This window comes from Leuconostoc holzapfelii, from assembly GCF_012396485.1.
GTDB lineage: Bacteria > Bacillota > Bacilli > Lactobacillales > Lactobacillaceae > Leuconostoc > Leuconostoc holzapfelii.
The window spans coordinates 19,650-41,671 of record NZ_JAAXPO010000008.1 but is presented as its reverse complement, the minus strand read 5'-3'; the positions used below and the strand labels follow the sequence as shown (position 1 = coordinate 41,671).

Here is a 22,022-nt window from a genome sequence, read left to right as displayed (position 1 = left end):
TGATTGGCACCAAGCTTAAATTCCCTTCACAAGTGCGTGGGTAAATCACGACATTGTTCGAGCATCCAAATTTAGTGCGTTGTGCTCACCCCGGACATATTCACGCGTCGGTGCAATAATCAATTATCTAAAATCAAAAAATGGAACAACAACCCCCAGTTTATTTTAGTATGACTAAGTGTACCATATTTCCGAGCATATTTAAAAAGCCCAAGTGCTAATCATAAGTGTTTTTATGAAAAAAATGAGATTACAACAACATTTTTAAGATCATACAATAAAGCAGTTACCAGTAGGATCCGCGCATTGAAATTTACCAGTGATTAACAAAACCCTGCGCATCATATCAAGAATATCTCGTAAACAAATTTCGGTAACTTCAACTATTTTACCATGTGCGTTAATTTTCACAGGATTTAGTTCAATCAACTATTGACAACTCATCAAATTCTTAGTATTCTTAAGCCATAAACAACTCGGAGATTAAGTCATGCAACATGCTTTTGCACAACTGAACAATGCCTGGTGGCGTCGGTAAGTCAGCTTTTCGGTAACGGATAAAGCTGATGTTTAAAACATTTGTTTTATCCATACCGACGCATTTTGTGAGACATTCGGGTCTGTATGGAAATATGCCATACAGACTTTTCTTTTGACCTTGGAAAGCCCTGTGTGGCCGTCCAAGGTCAATTTTATTTTACAGAAAAATTCGGAGATTTGAAGATGAACAAACGCTTATTAGCCACAATCACGGCCATCCTCGCCTTCCTTGCCGTTGCCTTTGTGACAACAAGTCACCCCGCCAACAGCGAAAAAAAGGCCAACTACGTCCCAACAGTTGGGATTCTGCAATTAGTCACGCACCCCGCGTTAGATGAAATTCATCGCGGGATTCTCGACGGCTTAAAATCAGAAGGTTATAGCGGACAGAAAATCAAAATTGATTATCAAAATGCCCAAGCCAACCAAGCCAACTTGAAAACAATGTCCCAAAAATTTGCCAATGAAAATGCTGATTTAACCATTGGTATCGCCACACCCGCTGCATTGTCATTGGCTAAAACCGCCAACGGTGGCAACCCAGTTATTTTGGCCGGCATCACTGACCCGGCAGGTTCGGGTCTGGTTAAAACAACGCAACATCCTGGCAATAATGTCACGGGCACAACCGGTGATTCACCGCTTTCTCAGCATCTCAGCGTCATCAAGCAAGCGGTGCCAAACGCCAAGAAACTTGGTATTATTTATACCACTTCTGATCATGGTGGGGAGTACAATGCCAAAAATATGGCCAAACTCGCCCAAGCAGCCGGTTACGACGTTAAGCTTTATACGATTTCAACGACAAATGATATGCAACAAGTCGCCGAAACCATGGCGAGTCAAGTAGACGTGGTCTATGCCCCACAAGATAACGGCGTGGCGAGTGCCATGAAAACCCTCATTAACGTGACCAACCAGAATAAAATTCCAGTCATCCCCGCAGTCGATACCATGGTCAAGGATGGTGGGTTAGCAACGATTTCCGTCAGTCAATATGACATCGGTTATCAAGCCGGTATCATGGCTGCCAAGGTGCTGAAAGGTAAAAATCCAGCCAACTACCCAGTTAAAACTATTACACAAGGGGATATGGTTGTGAATTTAAAGCAAGCCCAGCTACTAGGCATCCACCTACCCGACAGCATGGTTAAAGCAGCAGAGACAAAAGGAGAAGTAATCAAATGAGTATCATTGTATCAAGTATTGGCCAAGGGTTACTATGGGCCGTCCTAGGCGTGGCCCTCTTTTTAACCTTTCGCATTTTAGACTTTCCCGACATGACCGTTGAAGGGTCATTCCCTCTCGGCGCCGCGACTGCGGTGACGATGATTGCCCACGGGGTGAATCCTTACCTCGCCACCCTCGCTGCCTTTGTGGTCGGCACTTTAGCCGGCTTAACGACCGGTCTACTCTACACCAAAGGCCGGATCCCCATTCTTTTGGCCGGTATCTTGGTGATGACGGCCTCGCTATCCATTAATTTACGAATTATGGGGTCAGCCAATATTTCTTTGCTCAATCAAAAGTCTATTTTCTCATCAGCCTTTCTCCAACACTTACCAAAATATTTTGATTCCGTTGTTGTGGGCTTCATAATCATTACTATGATTACTTTGGGCCTTGTTTTCTTCTTGCAAACAGAACTCGGACAAGCTTTCATTGCTACAGGTGATAATCCCACCATGGCACAATCTATCGGAATTAAGACGGATCGCATGACCATTATGGGTTTGATGCTTTCCAATGGTTTGATCGCCTTTGGTGGTGCCGTGATTGCACAAAACAATGGCTACGCCGACATTAATATGGGGATTGGCATTATCGTGATTGCTTTGGCATCCATCATTATTGGTGAAGTCGCATTTGGCGACTTATCCCTAAATGAACGCCTGGTGGCAGTGATTGTGGGATCAATTTTGTACCGTCTTGTCCTGTTAGCCGTGCTACAACTTGGTTTCTCAACCAACGATTTGAATTTGATTTCAGCTGTTGTCCTGGCGGTTGCTATGATGCTACCACGTTTACGCCATGCGCTGAAACTCGACCACGTTATTAAAAAAGGAGTGATCACACATGACTAGCCCCGTATTTTCATTACAAGACATTGTTGTCACTGTTGGTGACAACGTCCGAATCCTTGATCAGCTGAATTTTGATATTTATGCTGGTGATTTTATTACAGTGCTCGGCACGAATGGTGCCGGCAAGTCGACGCTCTTCAACACGATTGCTGGTAATCTTCCGGTTGCTTCCGGCACCTTATCACACAACGGACGAAACATTACTAACACCACGGCGGTATCCCGCACCAACACCATCGCACGCGTTTTCCAAGACCCTAAAATGGGTACGGCGCCACGCATGACCGTCGCCGAAAATCTTTTATTGGCTGAAAAACGCGGCCAAAAGCGCACGCTGAGACCCCGTGGACTCAGTAAAGACAAGCTCGCTGAGTATGCCCAACTCACCAAGGTCATGGGAAATAATTTAGATACCCGCTTACAGACCGCGACTGGCGATCTATCCGGTGGCCAACGTCAAGCTTTGAGCTTTCTCATGGCCACCCGTGTTAAACCAGAATTGCTATTACTTGACGAACATACAGCGGCATTGGATCCGAAAACGTCAGAGCAGTTGATGCACGCCACAAATGACCAAGTCACGAGAAACCACCTGACAGCTCTGATGATTACTCATAATTTAGCGGATGCCTTAAAGTATGGCAATCGCTTAATTATTCTCAATGCTGGTAAAATTGTCCTCGATGTGCGTGACGAAGAAAAAGCCGCTTTAGATGAAGCCAAAATTTTAACCTATTTTATGGCCTAAAAAAACCGCCCGTAGGCGGTTTTTTAATTGTTTTTAACACGTAACACACTCAGCATGGTTAACACAATAAACCACACGATCGCCAGCACTGTTGTCACCATCGTTGCTGGTGACAACAGTAAAATCGCAAATATTGCTAACATAAATCCAATCGTGAAATAATTTGACACCGGTGCAAAAGCCAACTTAAACTGCTGGCTGCCCGTTTTAAAGTCAGCCGAACGACGATAAGCCAGATGCGTTATCATCAGCGCAACGTAAATGACAATAAACGTTGCCGATGCAGTTGACGTGACTAACCCAAAAGCATCCTTTGGAAAGACGTAACTCAAGCCAATCGCCACAGCAACAAGGATTGCAGAAAAGGTAATCGCCCGCATTGGAATCAACCGACGATTCAATTGGGCAAAATAACTTGTCTTAGGCGCCAAAGAGAAAAGCATGCGGCCGGTAGTAAATAGCGCACTATTCAACGACGATGCAGCAGCTGTTAAAATGACAAAATTAATTAGCCCAGCGGCCGCCGTAATGCCAATGTTTGAAAATACTTGGACAAACGGTGAATTATCCGCACTGTAATGGGTCCAAGGTTGAATCACCATAATGGCTAGTAGGGCGCCAACATAAAAGATTAAGATGCGGATAATAATTGAATTGATTGACTTGGGAATGGTGTGGCTGGGATTTTGCGTTTCAGATGCTGCAATCCCAACAAACTCAACCCCCAAAAAGGCGAAAAAGGCCATCTGGAAGGTTGTCAGGAGTTGACTGCCATGATGTGCAACAAGCCCATGTGACCATAGTGTCGAGAGTTGTGTCACGCCAGCACTAGTCCGAACGTGGCCCAAAACCATGATGATTCCCGTTGCAATCATGGCGACAATCGCAATGATTTTAATCAACGAGAACCAAAATTCTGCTTCACCAAAGGCTTTGACCGCTACGATATTCATCATATATAACAGCCCGAGAAAAATCATTTCCCACAGCCAAGCCGGTGTGCCCGGCAACCAGAACTGCATATATTTCCCAATAGCCGTTAACTCAGCCATGGCAACAATAATCCAGCCAAGCCAATAGGTCCACCCCATCACAAAGCCAGCACGCGGCCCAAGATACTTTTTAATAAAACCGATAAACGTTGTTTGTTCATGATCGGATAACAGCAATTCGCCAAGTGCCCGCATCATGGCAAAAATGAACAACCCAGTAATTATATAGACCAGTAAAATCGCAGGCCCAGCTTTTTGAATAGAGTCACCCGCGCCTAGAAACAACCCGGTGCCAATTGTCCCGCCTAGCGCAATCATGTTGATATGACGACCCGATAAAGTCCGTGCCATTTGATGTTCTTGCGTCATGAAAATTTTCCCCTTAAATCACGTATACTCTCTATCTTAGTTGAAATGTATCGAGAAATAAAACTAAACTTTTTCATCTTTAAATGAAATAAATTCATGCAAAAACACAAGCTAGCAAAAAAGCCTGCCAAAGCAGACTTTAACCAAAAAATATTGTTGTCAGATAAATCGCAATCAAACCGGTAATCACTGAAATTACCATTGAGCGACTTTTATAAGCAATGAAGAAGACAATCCCAACTGTCAAAACATGCGACCAACGCCATTCAAAGGCTGTGCCTTTAATGAAAACATCTTTTGCAACCAATGCGGCAAAAAGTGAGATAGGTACATATTTCATCCATTCATGGAACCAACTGGGGATTTGTCGCTTTGAAAAATAAAAAATTGGGAGTACCCGAGGCAGATAAGCTGCCAAAAATAAGCCAAAAATTAAACCATAAATTCCTAGTTCGCTCATACCTGTTCCTCTACAATCACGGTTGGGTTAGCTACCTCACGCCGCTTATGTTGCCACTGCTCAAAACTGTGGCCGGCATAAGATGCCACCAGTGTCGCCAAGACAATCCCAAAAGTGTTCTTAATCGTAATCATGAAGCACACGGCCAAAATAGCAGATACCAGTGCTGCCACTAAACGTTTTTTGTTCTTTACGTGCATGACGAGCATGTAAACAAACATCGCGGTTAAAGCAAAATGGACCAAACTGCTATCTATCTTAACAAAATGGGCACTAATGGTACCCGTTACGTTAGCCAAAACCCAAGCTAACATGGATAACCAGTTCACCCAGAGTGCCTTTTGGGCATCCCATGAACTGTCCGTTAAAAACTTGAGATGATTCACCGCATAGTTTTCATCGTTCATAGACTGTGAAAAGATAGCCAAAAAGCGATTCGACTCTTGTTTTAGATAGTGTGACAATGTGGCACCAAGTAAAGCGTATCGCAATTCTAGGAAGAAAACCATCATTAGTATCGTACTCACACTGCTCTGTGTTGCCAGTAAAGACACGACCAAGAATTGACCACCACCTGAAAAAACAAGGACAGAAATTAGGAAAGTCTGTAACACGTTAAAATGCACAGACTGTAGTAAAATACCACTCGCAAGGCCTAACGGCAAATAACTAACAAAGAGTGGCAACACCGAATTCCACACCTTGCGAAAATCGGTTTTGGACATCAATGACATGATGAACTCCCTTAATATTTTTAGAGTATTGCACAGAATTATATTTTATCATAAATTTAGCCACCACATGTGACACAATCCGGTCAATTTGGCATCGTATTTTTCACCTCATTTTTACCTGACAATTCAATAAGGTTTCACGTGAAACATTAATGAACCTTGTCTTTTTCCTATAAAAATGGGTATAATCTAACCATTAACACATTTTTTATTCATGAGGTGAGACGATGCGAAAAATTGGTGTTGTAGGTATTGGTCATGTTGGTGCCACAGTGGCACATATTATTGTCAGTCAGGGGCTCGCTGACGAACTCGTTTTAGTCGACAAGCAGCCTGATAAACTCGCTTCAGAAGTGCTTGATTTCAGCGATGCCGCCAGTTTACTGCCCGATCACGTCACTGTGACTGCGGGGGAGCCAAAAGATTTGGCCGATGCGGATGTCGTTATTTCAGCCCTGGGCCACATTGAACTCATTCAACCTGGCGGTGACCGTTTCACGGAATTACGGGCGAATACACCAGAAGTACAGCAAGTAGGACGTGATCTAAAAGCGGCGGGATTCAACGGCGTGCTGATTGTGATTTCCAATCCAGTGGATGTCATTACTGGACTCTATCAACAAGCCACCGGTTTACCCACACAACAAGTGTTTGGGACAGGGACGTATTTAGACACGGCGCGTCTCAAGCGTGCCTTGGGGGAGGCATTAGCGATTGATCCACGTAGTGTGTCTGGTTACATGCTTGGTGAACATGGCGATTCACAGTTTGCAGCTTGGTCTACCGTCAAAGCACTCGGTCAAACCGCCACCGATTTAGCCGCGAATTACCACCTGGATTTAGACCAGGTTGCTGAGGATGCGCGCGTTGGCGGATTTACTGTGTTTGCCGGTAAAAAATACACAAACTTCGCCATCGCTCATGCTGCCGTATCGTTGGCACAACTCGTGCTGTCCGATGCGCGAAGCGAAGCAATCGTGTCACACTACGATGCACGCTTTGCTGGCTATATTTCTACGCCAGCTGTGATTGGGCGTGGCGGGATTGTGGCTGATTTCACCTTGGCACTTACGGCTGCTGAACAAGCCGCTTTAAAACAATCTGCTGATGCAATTGCCGCCAAAACAGCCGAATACCTCTAAATTAAAAAAAGCACAGCATTGTGCTTTTTTTGTGCCTGACGCATTACCAAACGAACAACCCGGCAGTTGCTGCCGATACAAGCGATACCAAGATACCAGCAAGTAACATATATGGGACACGAGCGCTAATATAATCATTTTTTTCTTTGTCAATCAGACCTCTAAAGGCACCAATAATCATCCCCAAAGTGCCAAAATTAGCAAAACTCGTCAAGAAGACCGTCAACACAATCCGCGCGTGTTCATTGGCAAATAAACCTTTATGCGCCATAATATTTTTAGAAATTTCACCCATCACGACAAATTCATTGGTCACGAGCTTCGTTCCCATAAATTGGGCAATTTGAAAGGCGTCATGGCTATTAAAGCCTAAGATCCAAGCAAATGGGAACATCACAACACCGAACATATTTTCCAGCGTCAACCAATGTAGCCCCGTCAAACTCAACAATTGGTTAATCAACGCTGCCAAAGAAACAAATGTAATGACGGTTGCCGTAATGATTAAAATCAACTTGCCGGCACCCAAAATAGAATCGCCCAAAAATGAAAAGAAAGGTTCCTTTTTGTCGCCATCGCCAGCAACATGGACAATGACATCATCTTCTGGGGCCACTTTGGTTGGATTTAAGATCGCTGAAATCACAATGGCGCCAAGGATGTTTAACGGAATCGCCGTAAGGACATATTTACCAGGCACCATCTGGGTATAAGACCCAATAATTGCCGACGTGACACAGCTCATCGACATCATCGCCAAGGTGAAGTTGCGACGTGCAGACATGCGATCCAACTGCGCCTTAGAAACAGCTAAGACTTCTGTATTACCCAAAAACATCATTTCAATTGAGAAAAATGCTTCAAATTTAGGTTGCCCCGTGATGAACGCTAACCCTTTGCCAATCCATTTAATCAGCCAAGGGAGCAAACCAATATACGTCAAAATATCAAATAATGGCACCACGAGTAAAATTGGTAATAAAGCAGAGGTGACAAAATTGGGCCCACCATGATTGGCAGTCAACCAATCTGGCAAAGCAAAAGCAATCCCTTCAGAAGCAACTGAAACAAGCCAATTAAACCCATCGGCTGCACCTTGCACGGCCACTTGCCCCATTTTGAATTGCGTGAAAAACCATGCCAACAATACTTCAATGGCTAGCACAATGGCGACAGAACGCCATTGAATGTTTTTCTTATCATTTGAAAATAAATACGCAATCCCAATCAATATTGGGATACTTAGGATGTTCATCATTACAAGCATATTAACTACCTCTCTGCTCTCTCATCCTGATCCTAGGATGATTTCAAGTGTTGTTTCATGAGAAAATTTATATCACTGACCATTATAACAGAATGGCCAAGCAACAACAAAAATCGGGAATAAATTAAAATATTCCCGACCGTTATTTGCAATAATAAACAGTTTTATCGCATCAAAAAAGCTTAGTGCAATCACTAAGCTTTTGAAATGGCTGCTAAGCTGCCTTAATATAATTGACACCATCAGCCTTTGGTGCTCGTGTCTTACCAAAGAAGAACACCAATACGATAATTGTCAAAAGATACGGTGCAATTTGCAACCAAATGGATGGCACATTTTTCAAACCTGGTAATTGCGCACCAACCACTGCAAGGGATTGAGACAACCCAAAGAATAATGAAGCGCCCAGCGCGCCAATTGGATTCCAACGGCCAAAAATCATGGCTGCCATCGCCATAAACCCTTGGCCAACAATCGTGCTCGCTGAATAATTGAGTGAAATAGATTGTGCCACGACGGCACCACCAATACCACCAAGCAAACCTGAAATCATCACGCCAGAATAGCGCAAACGCGCCACATTCAAGCCCAAAGTATCAGCCGCTTGTGGGTTTTCACCCACAGAACGGAGTCGCAAACCAAACTTCGTCTTGAAAATAATATACCAAGACAAAACGGCCACAAAGATGGCAAGCCAAGCCGGTCCTGACGTCTTGGCAAAGAAAAGTTGCCCAAGGACTGGAATATGTGACAAGCCAGGAATTGATGTGTAACCAAAGTCTTGCGAAATAGGTACCGTTTGACCTTTGCCATAAAGCACCTTAATCAAAAATACCCCGAGTGCTGGTGCCATCAAGTTAATTACCGTACCTGAAATGATATGATCGGCACGTAACGTCACTGTTGCAACAGCATGTAACAAAGAAAAGAGCAAGCCAACAACGGCGCCTGCAATTAAGCCAAGCCAAGGCGTTGCTGCACCAAACGTGCTCGCAAAGGTGAGGTTAAAGACCACTGATGCAAACGCACCCATGCCCATGATCCCTTCCAAGCCCACGTTGACCACCCCGCCACGTTCAGAGAACGTGCCACCAATTGATGTGAAAATCAATGGTGCTGAATAAACCAATGTACTAGAAATTACGAGTGAAAACATCGCCATTAATGACATCTTTATTCACCACCTTTCTGATTTTTGTCGGTTGCCGACCCCACTTTTGCCGCCTTTTTGGCCGCTGCAGTTTGCGCTGCTTTTTCATCCATTGCTTGCACACGCTTTTGAATTAATTGAATCAAATAACTGGCCCCAACGAAGAAAATAATCGATGCAGTCACGATGTCAACTAATTCAAAGGGGACACCGGAAGACATTGGCATGCCTAAACCACCAATTTTTAACACTGAGAAGATAGCTGCTGCGGCTAGAACGCCAAGATATGAGCCACCACCCAACAAGGCCACCGCCATCCCGTCGAAACCAATTGCTGGTGAGCCATTTTGGGTGAAGAAGTTCAAGTAATTACCCAAGCCTTCAATTGTGCCAGCTAAGCCAGCCAGGCCACCAGAGATAGCCATCGCCACGACGGCATTGCGCTTCGCTGACATACCGGCATACTTCGCGGCATCAGCATTTAACCCAACCGCACGAATTTCAAAGCCCAGGGTGGTTTTCGTCATAATAAACCAAACAACGACGATCATGAGTAACGCAATGAAAATACCAGCTGAGATACTTGATCCCTGTGTCAAATCCGTTAACCACTTCATTTGTAAGGAAGCATTAGCCCCGACTTGCTTCGTGGTTTCTGCAGAATCTTTAATGCCTTTAGCCATCGTATTTTGCAAAATATTGTTGCCCAAGAATAGCAAAATATAGTTCATCATGATTGTCACAATGACTTCACTTGCGCCAAATTGCGCGCGTAGCCACCCTGGAATCGCACTCGCCAAGGCCCCCAGGCCAGTCCCTAAAATCAGGGCGCTGGGAATCATCAAGTAGGCTGGCATATCTGGGAAACTGAGTGCATACCAAACTGCACCTACCCACCCGGCTAAGGCTTGACCAGATAAACCGATGTTAAAAAAACCGGCTGTTTGTGCAACTGTAAAGCCTAGCGCAGTCAAAATTAAAGGCGTCATTTGGGTCAAGACACTCCCAATATCTTGCATTGAGCCAAAAGCTGAACCGAGCAATGCGACATAGCCGGAAATTGGATTATAACCAAAAACCAACATAATTACGGCGCCAATAATCAAACCAAATAGGACTGAAAATAGCGCCACCGAAAATGAATTTTTTTGTGCTGTCATTAGGCGTCTACCTCTTCTTTAAGTGCTGCGCGGGCGTCAGATAGACTCATCCCTGTCATCAGCAAACCTAATTCTTGTTTATTTGTATCTTTTGCGTCAACAATACCAACAATTTTACCCGCGTTAATCACGGCAATACGATCGGACAAGTTCAAAATTTCATCCAATTCAAAACTCACCACCAACACCGCTTTGCCGGCGTTACGTTGGGCAATCAACCGTTGATGAATATATTCAATGGCCCCGACATCTAACCCACGGGTAGGTTGTGCTGCGATCACTAATTCATTGTCACGATTAAGTTCGCGCGCAATGACAGCTTTTTGTTGATTACCACCAGACATTGAGCCAGCAAGGACTTGAATCCCCGCTGAACGCACGTCAAATTCTTTGACCAATTGATTAGCCAACTTATCCATCTCATCAGTTTGGAGTACGCCATGACGTGACAAAGGTGATTTGTAATACGTTTGCAAGGCCAAGTTTTCCGACAAAGTCATCTCAACTTCCATACCAAAACGCAAGCGGTCTTCTGGAATGTGTCCCACCCCAGCTTCAGTGATTTGGCGTGGCTTCTTGTTGGTAATTTCTTGACCTTGTAACACCACTCGACCTGATTGTACTTTGGTCAGCCCAGTAATCCCTTGAATTAATTCTGTCTGCCCATTACCGTCAATCCCAGCAATACCGACAATTTCACCGGCTTTCACCGCCAATGAAAAATCCTTGACCGCAGCGACACCGCGGGCATCGTGTACTTCAAGGTTATCAATGCTTAATACCGTCTCGCCAGTCACCGCATCGGCCTTTGTGGTTTTGAAACTCACTTCGCGACCCACCATCAGGTCAGCCAAAGCTTGTGATGACACACCAGCCACAGGGAAAGTATCAATGGACTTTCCCGCACGAATGACCGTCACTGTATCAGCGGCAGCCCGAATTTCGTCTAGCTTGTGGGTAATCAAAATAATTGACTTGCCCTCTTTTGCAAGATTATGCAAAATCGTAATCAATTCGTCAATTTCTTGTGGGGTCAAAACCGCTGTTGGTTCATCAAAAATCAAAATATCAGCACCGCGATAAAGCGTTTTTAAAATTTCGACACGTTGTTGCTGACCCACGGAAATGTCAGAAATTTTCGCATAAGGATCCACCTGCAATCCGTATTGTTCAGACAAGGCCTGAATCTTTTTGGCTGCTGACTTGGTATCCAGTGACAAGCCTTTCGTGACTTCGGATCCCAAAATAATGTTTTCCGTCACCGTAAAGGCGTCAATTAACATAAAATGCTGATGCACCATGCCGATGCCCAAAGCATCTGACTTTGATGGTGAGTCAACTGACACTTGTTGGCCATTAATCAGGATTTCCCCTGATGTCGGTTGCAATAATCCCGTGAGGATATTCATCAATGTTGATTTCCCAGCACCGTTCTCACCAAGTAACGCGTGAATTTCACCTTGTTGGACTTGCAAATTAATGTCATCATTGGCTGCGAAATCGCCAAATTTTTTGACGATGTGCCGCATCTCAATGACTGGTGTTGATTCGGTCATTTATCTTCCCAGAGCGCGGCCGCTGGCAAATCATATGCGCCGGATTATGCGACCGCGTTTCCACTTTCTGATATATTTTTAAAAAAATCCACGGACAAATGCTGTTCGTGGGAATTTCTTCAAAGAGTATTATACCATGTTTGTGATAAGACAATTATTTCAATTGATTTACTACTTTTCCTGGCAGTTAGACCAATTGTCCTTAAAGTTGTTTCACGCGTCATTTTTCACCCAATATGACAAGGCAAGTTGTTTTAAAAAGCTAGTCAACTCTAGTATAATTAAAGAAAGATGTTATAAATTGTCCGGATGATTGTTGCCGTTTAATAATTATCCAGCACGATCGAACGGATGTGATTACTATTTCTCGGGGGGGAGCTATGGTCACACTAAATGTTTTAACTATTACACAAAGTCTATCTTTTATTCTGCGACATCATGCATCTGTCGCCCGATTTGGCGATGGTGAAATCGACTTAATTGCTGGGGCCAGCATTCCTTACCAAGATTATGATCCCACTTTAGCGGCACGCTTACGCACACTGCTGGAAACGCCGTCGACGCCGCAACTTTTAATCTGTATGCCAGATGTCTTTCACCACACTGAGCGCTACAATCAATTTGCGCAGGATTTTTGGCAAGCACATTTCGCCCACTACGAAAAACTTTACCAAGAAATCCAATGGGCTCCCGTCTACGGTTCGACATTTATTTCGCGCCCTTACATCGATTTATTGGATAAAACACCGGCCACAGCCGCCTTTGGCCAGCTCAAGCAGTTGTGGGCGCACCGTGATGTGCTACTCGTCGAAGGGGCCACCTCGCGGTCTGGCGTGGGCAATGATTTATTTGCTGATGCGCAAACCATCACGCGCATCATTTGCCCAGCCAAAAATGCCTACGCCAAACTCGAGGTGATCGAAGCAGCCATTCGTACTTACGGTCAAGATAAATTAGTCATCGTGATGCTTGGCCCCACAGCGAAATTAATTGCTGCGGATTTAAGCCAAGTCGGCATGCAAATCATCGATCTTGGGCATATTGATTCAGAGTACGAATGGTATCAAATGGGCGCAACAACAAAGGTTAAATTACCACATAAACACACCGCAGAATTCAACTACGATACCGACATCACCTACGAAACGAATCAAGATTATGACAACCAAATCATCAAGCGCATCCAATAAACCCGAATTACGTTATAATAAGGGCATGTCACGCAAAATTGAACTACCCTCTGCTGCGGAGATGAAAAAATTTCATAATCAATCCAAAAGACAAACCCTTTGGTCCAAAATTTCGATGCCACAACGGCTGACCTTGGGCTTTTTATCCGTCATTACGGTTGGCGCTGGCCTACTCATGTTGCCCATCAGTCATTTTGGCAATCTGCACCATAGCTTCATGAACGCCTTGTTTACAGCCACCTCGGCAGCCTCAGTGACTGGCCTCACGGTGGTTAATACCGCAACGCACTGGACCGTTTTTGGCCAGTTTGTCATTATGTGCCTCATCGAAGTTGGCGCCCTAGGTTTTATGTCATTTTCAGTCCTGCTGTTCACCGCAACGAGACGGCAAATGGATCTCCGACATCGCATGATGGTACAAGAAATCTACAGTCTTGAAAGCCTTTATGATACCCGCGTAGTTTTTGGCTATGTCATTAAACTCTCGGTTGTGATTCAACTCGTCGGGGCCCTGTGTTTAGCGCCGATTTTCATCCAAGACTTTGGCGTCAAACGCGGGAGTTTTTATGCGGTCTTCCATGCCATCTCCGCCTTTGGTAACGCCGGCTTTACCATTTTGCCGGATAACGGTGTGGCTTACACTAGCCGGCCTTTAGTTTTGATGATTCTCGCGGCTTTAATTATTGCTGGTTCGCTAGGCTTTTTAGTATGGCGAGACATTTTATTATATCGCCACACCAAACGCCTCTCTCTCCATTCAAAACTCGCCTTAGTCATGACTGGCAGCTTAATCCTTGGGGCTTGGCTCTTGTATGAACTCACCCAACGCAACTTGGCTATTGCGCATACACTGTCACCAGTTAACCGTGTGCTCAATACGCTGTTTATGGCCATTTCATATAGAACCGCCGGCTTTTCCCAATTTAGTTTCAACCATATGTCTCCCGCAACCATCTTATTAACGATGATGCTAATGTATGTTGGTGGCACACCTGGTTCAACCGCAGGCGGCTTAAAAACGACCACTTTAGGTGTTTTGTTGCTTAAAACACATGCCGCGTTGCGCGGTAAAAAAGATGTCACTTTTGCCCACCGGCGGCTGACCAATGAAAATATCACACGCGCTCTGCTACTTGTCTTTGTGTCCTTAGTCTTTCTGGCCCTGCTATCGTTTCTACTCCTGCTCACTCAAGGCACTGATACCCACTTTGGACTGGAATATATTGTGTTTGAAGTCATTAGCGCCTTTGCTACGGCAGGATTGACCTTGGGCCTGACGCCCCACCTCACCGGATTTGGCCAATGCGTCATTATGCTGACGATGTTTATTGGTCGGGTCGGCGTTTATACCGTCATGTTCTCCATTCTCAATGTTCACGGTGAACACGCCCCCTATCAATACCCTGAAGAATCCGTCATTATCGGTTAACATTTGAAAGGAAAAATCATGCGTCAAACCTACGCTATTATCGGTCTAGGCCGCTTCGGTGGCGCTTTACTAGAAACCCTCGTTGCCAATGGGCAAGATGTCTTGGGCATTGATATTAACGAAGAACATGTCAACGACTATCGTGACATTGCCACCCAAGTTGTCATTGCCGATGCCCAAGAAGATGATGTCTTACGTAAGCTTGATATTGCTAGTTTTGATCATGTCATCATCGCCATCGGTCACAACATGCAGGCCAGTATTTTAGCCACCATCAATGCCAAAGACCTCGGGGCAAAAAATATTATTGCCAAAGCAGAGAATCGTACCCACTTACGTGTCCTAACAAAAATTGGCGCTGATCTTGTGGTGCAACCCGAGCGGGAAATGGGCGACCGCATCGCGCGAAAGCTGTTAGCGCCTAATATGCTGAACTTTATTGAACTATCTGATGACTATTCCATGGCGGAAGTCCAAATTGTCAACCCAGCATTTACCGGGAAAACGCTAGCTGAACTCAATATTCGTAAAAAATTTGGCTTGAATGTCATTGCTGTCCGCCACGCCGGCGAAGTGATTGTGGCCCCAGATGCCCAATATCAAATTCATCCCCAAGATATCTTATCCGTCGTCGGTCCAAAAGACATGGTCGATGACTTCGATCAAATGACGAATAAACCAAAAAGCACTGGATAATCCAGTGCTTTTTTCTGCCTAAAAACCATCATGTTTTAACGTCGCTGTTCAACCACTTACGCATCCAAAACAACTGTCACATGATCACTACCTGCTAATAACTTAGCCACCGGGCAACGCTGTTCAGCCACCGCTAGTATAGCCACTGCTTCACCGTGCGGAACATGCGGGATGGTCACCCGTGCTTTAACATGGAACTGAAATCCTTGGACATCGCGTGCTAAGGCGACACTCACCCTGACAACACTCTGATGTGTCAGTCGACGCCGCATTTCCTCGGCTTCAATGGTGGCATTTAAGCACGTGGCAAACGCCGCGCCCAAGAGTTGTTCTGGGTTCGTGCCTGGTGCTGCACGCAATGGACTGCTAACGGTCACATCTAAATCCTCACTGGTCACCGTCCGTACATGCCCTGATATACCGTCTTGGTTTTCAACGATCGTTTGATACAACACTTGTTCGGTCATTTTTTTGCCCCACATGAATTTGATACCATCATTATATCAGGCATGGTTCAAATGACGTTAAAAATTGCTACGCGCAGCTTTTAGTGTCGCCAACGTGGCGGTATAGTATGCTTCCCCATAATCAAAAGTGATACGCTGCGTTTTGGTCATCCCTTGGCTAATCCAGAAATCCAACTGCGACTGTAATTCTAATAATTTCTGTGTTTTCCGTGCGATTTCTTCGTCTAAAAATTGTGCCACTTCTTCATCTGGTAAATCTTGTCCAAAATACAAACGCATCAAAAAGTCAGATTTAAAAACTTCATCAGCGGTTGGTTCATGCAGCGCTTTTAAAAAAACTGCTTCTCCGGCAGGGGTAATTTGATAGACATTTTTATTGGGTTTATCTGACTGTGTGACTTGATATTTTGTCACCAATTTCTCGGCCTCCAACTTTTTCAGAGTTGGATAGATCATCCCAAACGAAGCATCAAAAAAATGATTGAGTCGTGTTTGCAAGATGTCGTTAATTTCATAACCAGTGTGTGGTCCACCCTTTAGGATACCTAAAATAATTTCGCGCCCCTTCATCATTTATATTCCTCCACTGGCGTATTTTCCCTTCTCATTATACACCACCAGAACGCGTGCGCTTATTGCCTAATATGAAGCTGATTATGGCACAACCTATAATAAACGGCACGGTTATTAAGTATAGCTTGTTAAATGCTTGACATAGCTGGTCACGGCCATAGGTTTCAATTTTTGCTATTTGCTTCGCCAATTGGATCGGCATGTTCTTCGTCTTTGTGGGAGAAAATACTGTTGCCCTCAGTTTCTGATCAGTATCTGCTAGCACATGCTGCGTATTTTTTTCTGGCAAGTCTAACACTTCTATTTGTTGCTGTGCATAGTCTCGCGTATGTTGACGTGCAAGCGTCAAATTACTATACAATCCGGTGACAAAAATCGCCACGGCAAGCATCGTTCCCACCTGCCTTAACACGCCAGTGACACTTTGCGAAGCAGTCAAAAGCTCTCCCTGTAAATGTCCCGCTGCAATGACTAGTATCGGACCTGTAATGACACCATACCCACCGCCAATCAATAAACCAGCAACAATTGTTTCCTTGATATCACCAAGGCCGCCGGTCCCCAACCAGGCATACCCCAACGCCATCATGAAGAAACCACCTGACAATAGCCAACATGCTGAAACACGCGATAAGCTGAGGCCTGAAAGTGGCGCCAAGATAAAGATAGCAATTGAAATTGGTGTAATCAGTAGTGAAGCTTGTAGCGTGTCCATTCCAGCAACGTTCGTGAAATAATTCGGTAAAATGACCGTTGTCGCCACCAAAAATAGGTTACTCACAACAATCACAAAAGCAGCCATGGAAAAGCCACCATCGCTAAACAATCGCAAAGGCACCATTGGATTCTTGCTGAAATACTCAACAATGATGAACAATATAAAGCCGATCATTCCACTGCCCAGACACATTATCGTTGGCCAATCAGTCCACCCCCAAATGCGGCCCTGCATCAAGCCCACGGAAAAACAACTCAAAAATAGGATGCTTAAGATTGCCCCAGGGATGTCCAGCACCACGGATTGTTTACTTTCACGCGCCATAGATAAGTATTTCAAACTCAAACCCAACATCAATAACACAATTGGTACATTGATCAAGAAAAGCCATCGCCAGCCCAAAAATTGCGTCACAACGCCACCAACTGTCGGACCAAGAGCTGCCGCAATACCTTGTGTAATCCCCAAAAGGCTAATTATGCCCGTTCTTTTCTGAACTGGGACGGACTTAATCGCCAAAGTCATGGCCAATGGAAATACCAACGCTGCGCCGATACTTTGGATACCACGACCAATGAGTAACGCTAATAAAGTGTCGGACATCGCTGACAGCAACGAACCTATCCCAAAAAATAACGTGCCACAAATAAAACCACGTTCAGGGCCAAAATACTCTGATACCCGTGTTAAAGGAATGGTCAATGCCGCAAATAAGATCAGATACACATTGAGTGCCCAGGCCAGTTCATCCAACCCCACGTTTAAATTTTGGCCAATTTTGGGTAAACTGACATTCATTATCGTTGTATCGAGCATACAAACAAAAATACCTAATACAAAAATAAAGATTCTTACATCTTTTTGCTTCATTTTATTCTCCATATTAATATAATTTATATAAACAATGTTAATATAGGCGATGTTGGTAATTTTGTCAAGAGTTTTGTCCATAAAAAAAAGACACTTCCTTTTAGGCGAACTGAACCCCATAGGTTGGATTTACTCCAACTTATGGGGTTCAGTTCAAGGTGTCTTTTTGGCTACCATTAATCCATCGGATCGCTTTCATCAATTTGATTGATCTTATCAAACACACGGAATAAATTCTCCATTTCGGTTAATTGATACTTACGCGAATGACGATCGTAGACAATTTCTGATTGAATCGGCTCCCCAACTTGCAAATCATGTAAAAAATCACGAATTTCAGAAATGTCGCGCTGGACAGTTTTTCGCCCAATAAAAAACATGTCTTCAATTTCCTCAATTGACAAGGCGCGATGGCTAATTAAAGCCGAATAAAGCCTCAAAATACGCTGTTTATCGTTAAATACTGTTTTCCGTGCCGCCATGATTATCCCCAACTCTAAATGTTAAATTTATTGTACCAAATAAAACAGATGTTCGGTACAATTAAGATAATCATTTTATCATGAAAGGTTGTCCACATGTCTTTATTTGATCTCTTTAAAAAGAAAGCCCCCACTGTCACACCAACACCTGAAGACGCCACTACACCTGAACCCCTCACTTGGGAAAATACGCCCGACCCCGACGTTTTTTTTACTGGCTATCAAGACGCCGTAGAAACCTTAACTACTACCGGCAAGCACGCCGCCGCAGAAACCCTGCGGGCAAACGAACCCTCCTTACAACTGGCCTTTATTGACCGCTTTGAAGCCAAAACACGGACCGACATCGACAACATCAGCGATCTTGATGAACGAACAGCGGCTGTCATTACGGCTGTTAGCACCGTTCGTCGCTACAATCGACAGATGTCTGTCGCCGTTCGCGCCCGTTTGGCACAAGCCAAGAAAAATTTAATTGGAGAATAATATGCAGCTCACTGTGCCACTCGAAAATGGTCTCATGCCGGATAAATACGCCAAATATGCCCCAGCAGCGTATCGCACGCAAGATATGCCGACCACAAACTTTCCAATCACCATCACGGCTATCCCCGCCGGCGCACAATCCTTGTCGATTAGTCTGATTGATTATGACGCCATCCCCGTTGGCGGTTTTCCTTGGATTCATTGGTTAGCCGCCAATGTCCCTGTTGGCAATGTGCCAGAAGACTTGCGCGCAACCGATCTGGCTGTTTCGGGCACGAACTCAACTTGGCATTTTGTCCAAAAGTGTCAGGAACCGGCCAATCCGGCGATCAACCAAGCCTACATCGGCCCCATGCCACCAGATCAAACGCACAACTACACACTGACCGTTTTTGCCCTCGATACGCAGCTAGATCTCCAAGATGGCTTCTTCTTAAACGAACTGCGCACCAAAAGCCAAGGCCACGTATTGGATATGGCAATCGTAGAACTGCCCGCCCGCGCTTAACACCTCATCGAGGTGTTTTTTTTATGCAATAATTTAGGATTATTCAAATCGTAATTGCATATTTATTGCATTTAAATACATAACGTTTTATGATTTAAAGCAACGACTCGGGAGGAAATGGTATGACTGAAAAACAGCTCAAAGTTGCGATTGTTGGTGTCACCGGCTATGCCGGAATGGAATTATTGCGTTTGCTGCACTTGCATCCCTATGTGACAATCGTCTCGATTCACCAGACAACTGACACGCAGACACCCATAGACCAAACCTTCCCCCATTTGCAATCACTGTATAAAATTACACCAACACCGGTTGATCCAGTGCATATTATGCAAAACGCCGATTTGGTTTTCTTCGCCACATCAAGTGGTGTGACCAAAACACTCGCCGCGCCCTTTATCGCGCGCCACTTTCCAGTGATTGATTTGTCTGGTGATTTCCGCTTAAACGCTAAAGATTACACCCAATGGTATCACCAACCCGCCGCGCCACAAGCGTTGTTAGACCAAGCCAACTACAGCCTCGCTGATTTTTACGATAATGATAAACCTTACATTGCGAACCCCGGCTGCTACGCGACCGCTACCTTACTGGCTTTAGCACCACTGGCCCAAGCACAGTTGCTCGATACAGACAGTATCGTCATCGATGCCAAAAGTGGTCTCTCCGGTGCTGGTAAATCACTCACAGTAGCAAGCCATTTTGTCACCGTCAATGAAAATATGATGATGTACAAACCCAACCAGCACCAACATTTACCAGAAATCATGCAACAGTTACAACGCTGGCAGCCCGGTCTAGCGCATATTCAATTCACCACCTCACTGCTGCCGATTAACCGTGGCATTTTCGTCAGTGCGTATGTGAAATTAAAACAACCTTTCACACCCAAAGCCATTGACACCCTTTATCACCAGACCTACGCGGACAAGCCGTTCGTCCGCTTGATGCCATTGGATACCTTGCCCGACATCAAACAAGTCGTTGGCACGAATTTCACCGATATTGGCCTCACCTATAATCCCATCACCCACTATCTCACGATTGTCAGCGTGCTAGATAACATGATTAAAGGCGCGGCCGGCCAAGCTATTCAAAATATGAATCACTTGTACCATTTTGAGGAAACGACTGGCTTAAATTTGATTGCCCAATACGCCTAACCCAACAGCGAGGAAAATTCATGACCCAAACATTCAGCACCCCTTTCACCAGCTTATCGCACCCCAGCATCGCCGCCCCCAAAGGCTTTCACGCTGACGGGCAACATGTTGGGCTCAAACACAAAGCCAAAGATCTTGGCTGGCTAATCAGCGACGTGCCCGCTGCGGTGGCCGGCGTGTTTACAACCAACCAAGTCCAAGCCGCTCCCGTCCAAGTGACCAAACAAACCATTCAAAACGGCCAACTACAAGCAATTATTGTCAATTCCGGTAATGCCAACGCGGTCACGGGGGAAATCGGGGTCACCCATGCCAAACACATGCAAACCACCACCGCCGATAAGTTAGGGATTGACCCCAGCTTAGTCGGCGTCGCCTCAACTGGGGTTATTGGCCAAATCCTCCCCATTGCAACCGTGACCGCAGGCATTCATCAACTCCAGCCTGATGGCGATGCGCTTGGGTTTGCCCACGCCATCATGACTACCGATACCAACGAGAAGGCCGTGACGATTCAAGGCACCATTGCCGGTAAGCGCATCACGATGAGTGGGGTTGCCAAAGGTTCGGGGATGATTCATCCCAACATGGCTACCATGCTTGGGTTTATCACCACGGATGCGCACATTACCAGTGACTTATTGCAACAAGCCTTGTCAGAAGATGTCGAGACGAGTTTTAATCAAATCACCATTGATGGCGATACCAGCACCAACGACATGGTCTTAGTCATGGCCAATGGGCAAGCTGGCAATTCGCTAATTGCCCAAGACGACGCGTCTTACGCGCAATTTAAAGCGATGTTACATCACGTCACCACTGCTCTTGCTATCGCCATCGCTAGTGATGGCGAAGGGGCCACAAAACTCATCACCGTCACGGTTTCACACGCCCCATCAGCGACTGCCGCCCGACTCATTGCCAAAAAAGTCGTCGGCTCATCATTGGTCAAAACCGCCATGTTTGGCAAAGACCCCAACTGGGGTCGCATTATTGCCGCCATCGGTGCGGCCGAAACAGCCATCACCCCAGAAACCATCGCTATCAGTATCAATGGCTATTCTGTTATGCAAGCCGGTGCCCCAGTGGCCTTCGATCAAGCAGCCCTAACAGCCGCACTAGAAGACCCACACATCACGATTCAAATCGACCTGAACAACGGGGCGGCCACCGGCCAAGCTTGGGGATCAGATTTGACGTATGACTATGTGAAAATTAACGCCCTCTATACCACGTAA

Annotated in this window: 22 protein-coding genes; 11 read left to right on the top strand and 11 right to left on the bottom strand. The window is 45.2% G+C overall.

From position 1 onward, the window contains the following. Positions 1 to 723 precede the first annotated feature (723 nt). From trpX to HF966_RS07350, 3 genes are read left to right on the top strand one after another with little or no spacing between them, the layout of a single operon-like run. Positions 724 to 1,728 (top strand): tryptophan ABC transporter substrate-binding protein, encoded by a 1,005-nt coding sequence (gene trpX / locus HF966_RS07360; RefSeq protein WP_168677516.1) that lies wholly within the window; start codon positions 724 to 726, stop codon positions 1,726 to 1,728. Next, positions 1,725 to 2,624 (top strand): ABC transporter permease, encoded by a 900-nt coding sequence (locus HF966_RS07355; RefSeq protein ID WP_168677514.1) that lies wholly within the window; start codon positions 1,725 to 1,727, stop codon positions 2,622 to 2,624. Before trpX ends, HF966_RS07355 begins: the two co-directional genes overlap by 4 nt. After that, positions 2,617 to 3,372, top strand: coding sequence for an ABC transporter ATP-binding protein (locus tag HF966_RS07350; protein WP_168677513.1), 756 nt, complete (start codon positions 2,617 to 2,619; stop codon positions 3,370 to 3,372). Before HF966_RS07355 ends, HF966_RS07350 begins: the two co-directional genes overlap by 8 nt. Before the next feature lie 23 nt (positions 3,373 to 3,395). On the opposite strand, the gene HF966_RS07345 is transcribed toward HF966_RS07350, so the two are convergent. The 3 genes from HF966_RS07345 to HF966_RS07335 all read right to left on the bottom strand — a co-directional run bounded on the left by HF966_RS07345 (position 3,396) and on the right by HF966_RS07335 (position 5,927). Further along, positions 3,396 to 4,733 (bottom strand): amino acid permease, encoded by a 1,338-nt coding sequence (locus tag HF966_RS07345; protein ID WP_168677511.1) that lies wholly within the window; start codon positions 4,731 to 4,733, stop codon positions 3,396 to 3,398. 139 nt (positions 4,734 to 4,872) lie between these two features. Continuing rightward, the gene (locus tag HF966_RS07340) at positions 4,873 to 5,193 is read right to left on the bottom strand and encodes an AzlD domain-containing protein (protein WP_168677510.1); all 321 of its coding nucleotides are present in this window, start codon (positions 5,191 to 5,193) and stop codon (positions 4,873 to 4,875) included. After that, a complete protein-coding gene (locus HF966_RS07335; protein ID WP_168677509.1) occupies positions 5,190 to 5,927 on the bottom strand; it encodes an AzlC family ABC transporter permease in 738 nt (245 codons plus the stop codon). The genes HF966_RS07340 and HF966_RS07335 overlap by 4 nt, the downstream gene beginning before the upstream one ends. A 227-nt stretch (positions 5,928 to 6,154) precedes the next feature. Here HF966_RS07335 and HF966_RS07330 point away from each other — a divergent pair, with 227 nt between their 5' ends. After that, the gene (locus HF966_RS07330) at positions 6,155 to 7,069 is read left to right on the top strand and encodes a lactate/malate family dehydrogenase (RefSeq protein WP_168677507.1); all 915 of its coding nucleotides are present in this window, start codon (positions 6,155 to 6,157) and stop codon (positions 7,067 to 7,069) included. Between the two features lie 43 nt (positions 7,070 to 7,112). Here the strand turns inward: HF966_RS07330 and HF966_RS07325 are convergent, their stop codons facing one another. The 4 genes from HF966_RS07325 to HF966_RS07310 form a co-directional block, all read right to left on the bottom strand. Next, the gene (locus HF966_RS07325; RefSeq protein ID WP_168677506.1) at positions 7,113 to 8,336 is read right to left on the bottom strand and encodes a NupC/NupG family nucleoside CNT transporter; all 1,224 of its coding nucleotides are present in this window, start codon (positions 8,334 to 8,336) and stop codon (positions 7,113 to 7,115) included. Between the two features lie 214 nt (positions 8,337 to 8,550). After that, complete coding sequence (locus tag HF966_RS07320; RefSeq protein WP_168677504.1) at positions 8,551 to 9,507, bottom strand: ABC transporter permease; 957 nt, start codon at positions 9,505 to 9,507, stop codon at positions 8,551 to 8,553. 2 nt (positions 9,508 to 9,509) lie between these two features. After that, on the bottom strand, positions 9,510 to 10,646 hold the full coding sequence (locus HF966_RS07315; protein WP_168677502.1) for an ABC transporter permease: 1,137 nt from the start codon (positions 10,644 to 10,646) through the stop codon (positions 9,510 to 9,512). Further along, the gene (locus HF966_RS07310) at positions 10,646 to 12,202 is read right to left on the bottom strand and encodes an ABC transporter ATP-binding protein (RefSeq protein WP_168677500.1); all 1,557 of its coding nucleotides are present in this window, start codon (positions 12,200 to 12,202) and stop codon (positions 10,646 to 10,648) included. Before HF966_RS07310 ends, HF966_RS07315 begins: the two co-directional genes overlap by 1 nt. A gap of 380 nt (positions 12,203 to 12,582) precedes the next feature. On the opposite strand from HF966_RS07310, the gene HF966_RS07305 reads away from it, so the two are divergent. Genes HF966_RS07305 through HF966_RS07295 form a run of 3 tightly spaced genes read left to right on the top strand, consistent with a single transcriptional unit; the run spans position 12,583 to position 15,517 of the window. Further along, on the top strand, positions 12,583 to 13,392 hold the full coding sequence (locus HF966_RS07305; RefSeq protein WP_168677498.1) for an SP_1767 family glycosyltransferase: 810 nt from the start codon (positions 12,583 to 12,585) through the stop codon (positions 13,390 to 13,392). A gap of 25 nt (positions 13,393 to 13,417) precedes the next feature. Beyond that, on the top strand, positions 13,418 to 14,821 hold the full coding sequence (locus HF966_RS07300; RefSeq protein ID WP_168677496.1) for a TrkH family potassium uptake protein: 1,404 nt from the start codon (positions 13,418 to 13,420) through the stop codon (positions 14,819 to 14,821). A gap of 18 nt (positions 14,822 to 14,839) precedes the next feature. Further along, on the top strand, positions 14,840 to 15,517 hold the full coding sequence (locus HF966_RS07295; protein ID WP_168677494.1) for a potassium channel family protein: 678 nt from the start codon (positions 14,840 to 14,842) through the stop codon (positions 15,515 to 15,517). Between the two features lie 56 nt (positions 15,518 to 15,573). Here the strand turns inward: HF966_RS07295 and HF966_RS07290 are convergent, their stop codons facing one another. From HF966_RS07290 to HF966_RS07275, 4 genes are all read right to left on the bottom strand, one after another. Continuing rightward, complete coding sequence (locus HF966_RS07290) at positions 15,574 to 15,984, bottom strand: OsmC family protein (RefSeq protein WP_168677492.1); 411 nt, start codon at positions 15,982 to 15,984, stop codon at positions 15,574 to 15,576. Positions 15,985 to 16,041: 57 nt separating this feature from the next. Then, positions 16,042 to 16,554: a PadR family transcriptional regulator gene (locus HF966_RS07285; protein ID WP_168677590.1), complete on the bottom strand. Its 513-nt coding sequence runs from the start codon at positions 16,552 to 16,554 to the stop codon at positions 16,042 to 16,044. Positions 16,555 to 16,591: 37 nt separating this feature from the next. Further along, positions 16,592 to 18,145 (bottom strand): MFS transporter, encoded by a 1,554-nt coding sequence (locus tag HF966_RS07280; protein WP_168677491.1) that lies wholly within the window; start codon positions 18,143 to 18,145, stop codon positions 16,592 to 16,594. Positions 18,146 to 18,321: 176 nt separating this feature from the next. Beyond that, on the bottom strand, positions 18,322 to 18,627 hold the full coding sequence (locus HF966_RS07275) for a kinase (protein WP_168677489.1): 306 nt from the start codon (positions 18,625 to 18,627) through the stop codon (positions 18,322 to 18,324). Between the two features lie 96 nt (positions 18,628 to 18,723). Here HF966_RS07275 and HF966_RS07270 point away from each other — a divergent pair, with 96 nt between their 5' ends. From HF966_RS07270 to argJ, 4 genes are all read left to right on the top strand, one after another. Then, a complete protein-coding gene (locus HF966_RS07270) occupies positions 18,724 to 19,113 on the top strand; it encodes a GTP-binding protein (RefSeq protein WP_168677487.1) in 390 nt (129 codons plus the stop codon). A gap of 1 nt (position 19,114) precedes the next feature. Next, positions 19,115 to 19,621, top strand: coding sequence for a YbhB/YbcL family Raf kinase inhibitor-like protein (locus HF966_RS07265; RefSeq protein WP_168677485.1), 507 nt, complete (start codon positions 19,115 to 19,117; stop codon positions 19,619 to 19,621). Positions 19,622 to 19,743: 122 nt separating this feature from the next. Further along, positions 19,744 to 20,784, top strand: a complete 1,041-nt coding sequence (gene argC / locus HF966_RS07260; RefSeq protein ID WP_168677484.1) for an N-acetyl-gamma-glutamyl-phosphate reductase — start codon at positions 19,744 to 19,746, stop codon at positions 20,782 to 20,784. Positions 20,785 to 20,804: 20 nt separating this feature from the next. Next, positions 20,805 to 22,022, top strand: a complete 1,218-nt coding sequence (argJ, locus tag HF966_RS07255; protein ID WP_168677483.1) for a bifunctional glutamate N-acetyltransferase/amino-acid acetyltransferase ArgJ — start codon at positions 20,805 to 20,807, stop codon at positions 22,020 to 22,022.

Coding starts and splice junctions, on each gene's coding strand:
- HF966_RS07280 (WP_168677491.1), bottom strand. CDS start 18,145: ATGAAGCAAAAAGATGTAAGAATCTTTATTTTTGTATTAGGTATTTTT.
- HF966_RS07320 (WP_168677504.1), bottom strand. CDS start 9,507: ATGTCATTAATGGCGATGTTTTCACTCGTAATTTCTAGTACATTGGTT.
- HF966_RS07265 (WP_168677485.1), top strand. CDS start 19,115: ATGCAGCTCACTGTGCCACTCGAAAATGGTCTCATGCCGGATAAATAC.
- HF966_RS07300 (WP_168677496.1), top strand. CDS start 13,418: ATGTCACGCAAAATTGAACTACCCTCTGCTGCGGAGATGAAAAAATTT.
- argC (WP_168677484.1), top strand. CDS start 19,744: ATGACTGAAAAACAGCTCAAAGTTGCGATTGTTGGTGTCACCGGCTAT.
- HF966_RS07340 (WP_168677510.1), bottom strand. CDS start 5,193: ATGAGCGAACTAGGAATTTATGGTTTAATTTTTGGCTTATTTTTGGCA.
- argJ (WP_168677483.1), top strand. CDS start 20,805: ATGACCCAAACATTCAGCACCCCTTTCACCAGCTTATCGCACCCCAGC.
- HF966_RS07315 (WP_168677502.1), bottom strand. CDS start 10,646: ATGACAGCACAAAAAAATTCATTTTCGGTGGCGCTATTTTCAGTCCTA.
- HF966_RS07355 (WP_168677514.1), top strand. CDS start 1,725: ATGAGTATCATTGTATCAAGTATTGGCCAAGGGTTACTATGGGCCGTC.
- trpX (WP_168677516.1), top strand. CDS start 724: ATGAACAAACGCTTATTAGCCACAATCACGGCCATCCTCGCCTTCCTT.
- HF966_RS07305 (WP_168677498.1), top strand. CDS start 12,583: ATGGTCACACTAAATGTTTTAACTATTACACAAAGTCTATCTTTTATT.
- HF966_RS07350 (WP_168677513.1), top strand. CDS start 2,617: ATGACTAGCCCCGTATTTTCATTACAAGACATTGTTGTCACTGTTGGT.
- HF966_RS07335 (WP_168677509.1), bottom strand. CDS start 5,927: ATGTCATTGATGTCCAAAACCGATTTTCGCAAGGTGTGGAATTCGGTG.
- HF966_RS07270 (WP_168677487.1), top strand. CDS start 18,724: ATGTCTTTATTTGATCTCTTTAAAAAGAAAGCCCCCACTGTCACACCA.
- HF966_RS07330 (WP_168677507.1), top strand. CDS start 6,155: ATGCGAAAAATTGGTGTTGTAGGTATTGGTCATGTTGGTGCCACAGTG.
- HF966_RS07310 (WP_168677500.1), bottom strand. CDS start 12,202: ATGACCGAATCAACACCAGTCATTGAGATGCGGCACATCGTCAAAAAA.
- HF966_RS07345 (WP_168677511.1), bottom strand. CDS start 4,733: ATGACGCAAGAACATCAAATGGCACGGACTTTATCGGGTCGTCATATC.
- HF966_RS07295 (WP_168677494.1), top strand. CDS start 14,840: ATGCGTCAAACCTACGCTATTATCGGTCTAGGCCGCTTCGGTGGCGCT.
- HF966_RS07325 (WP_168677506.1), bottom strand. CDS start 8,336: ATGCTTGTAATGATGAACATCCTAAGTATCCCAATATTGATTGGGATT.
- HF966_RS07275 (WP_168677489.1), bottom strand. CDS start 18,627: ATGGCGGCACGGAAAACAGTATTTAACGATAAACAGCGTATTTTGAGG.
- HF966_RS07290 (WP_168677492.1), bottom strand. CDS start 15,984: ATGACCGAACAAGTGTTGTATCAAACGATCGTTGAAAACCAAGACGGT.
- HF966_RS07285 (WP_168677590.1), bottom strand. CDS start 16,554: ATGAAGGGGCGCGAAATTATTTTAGGTATCCTAAAGGGTGGACCACAC.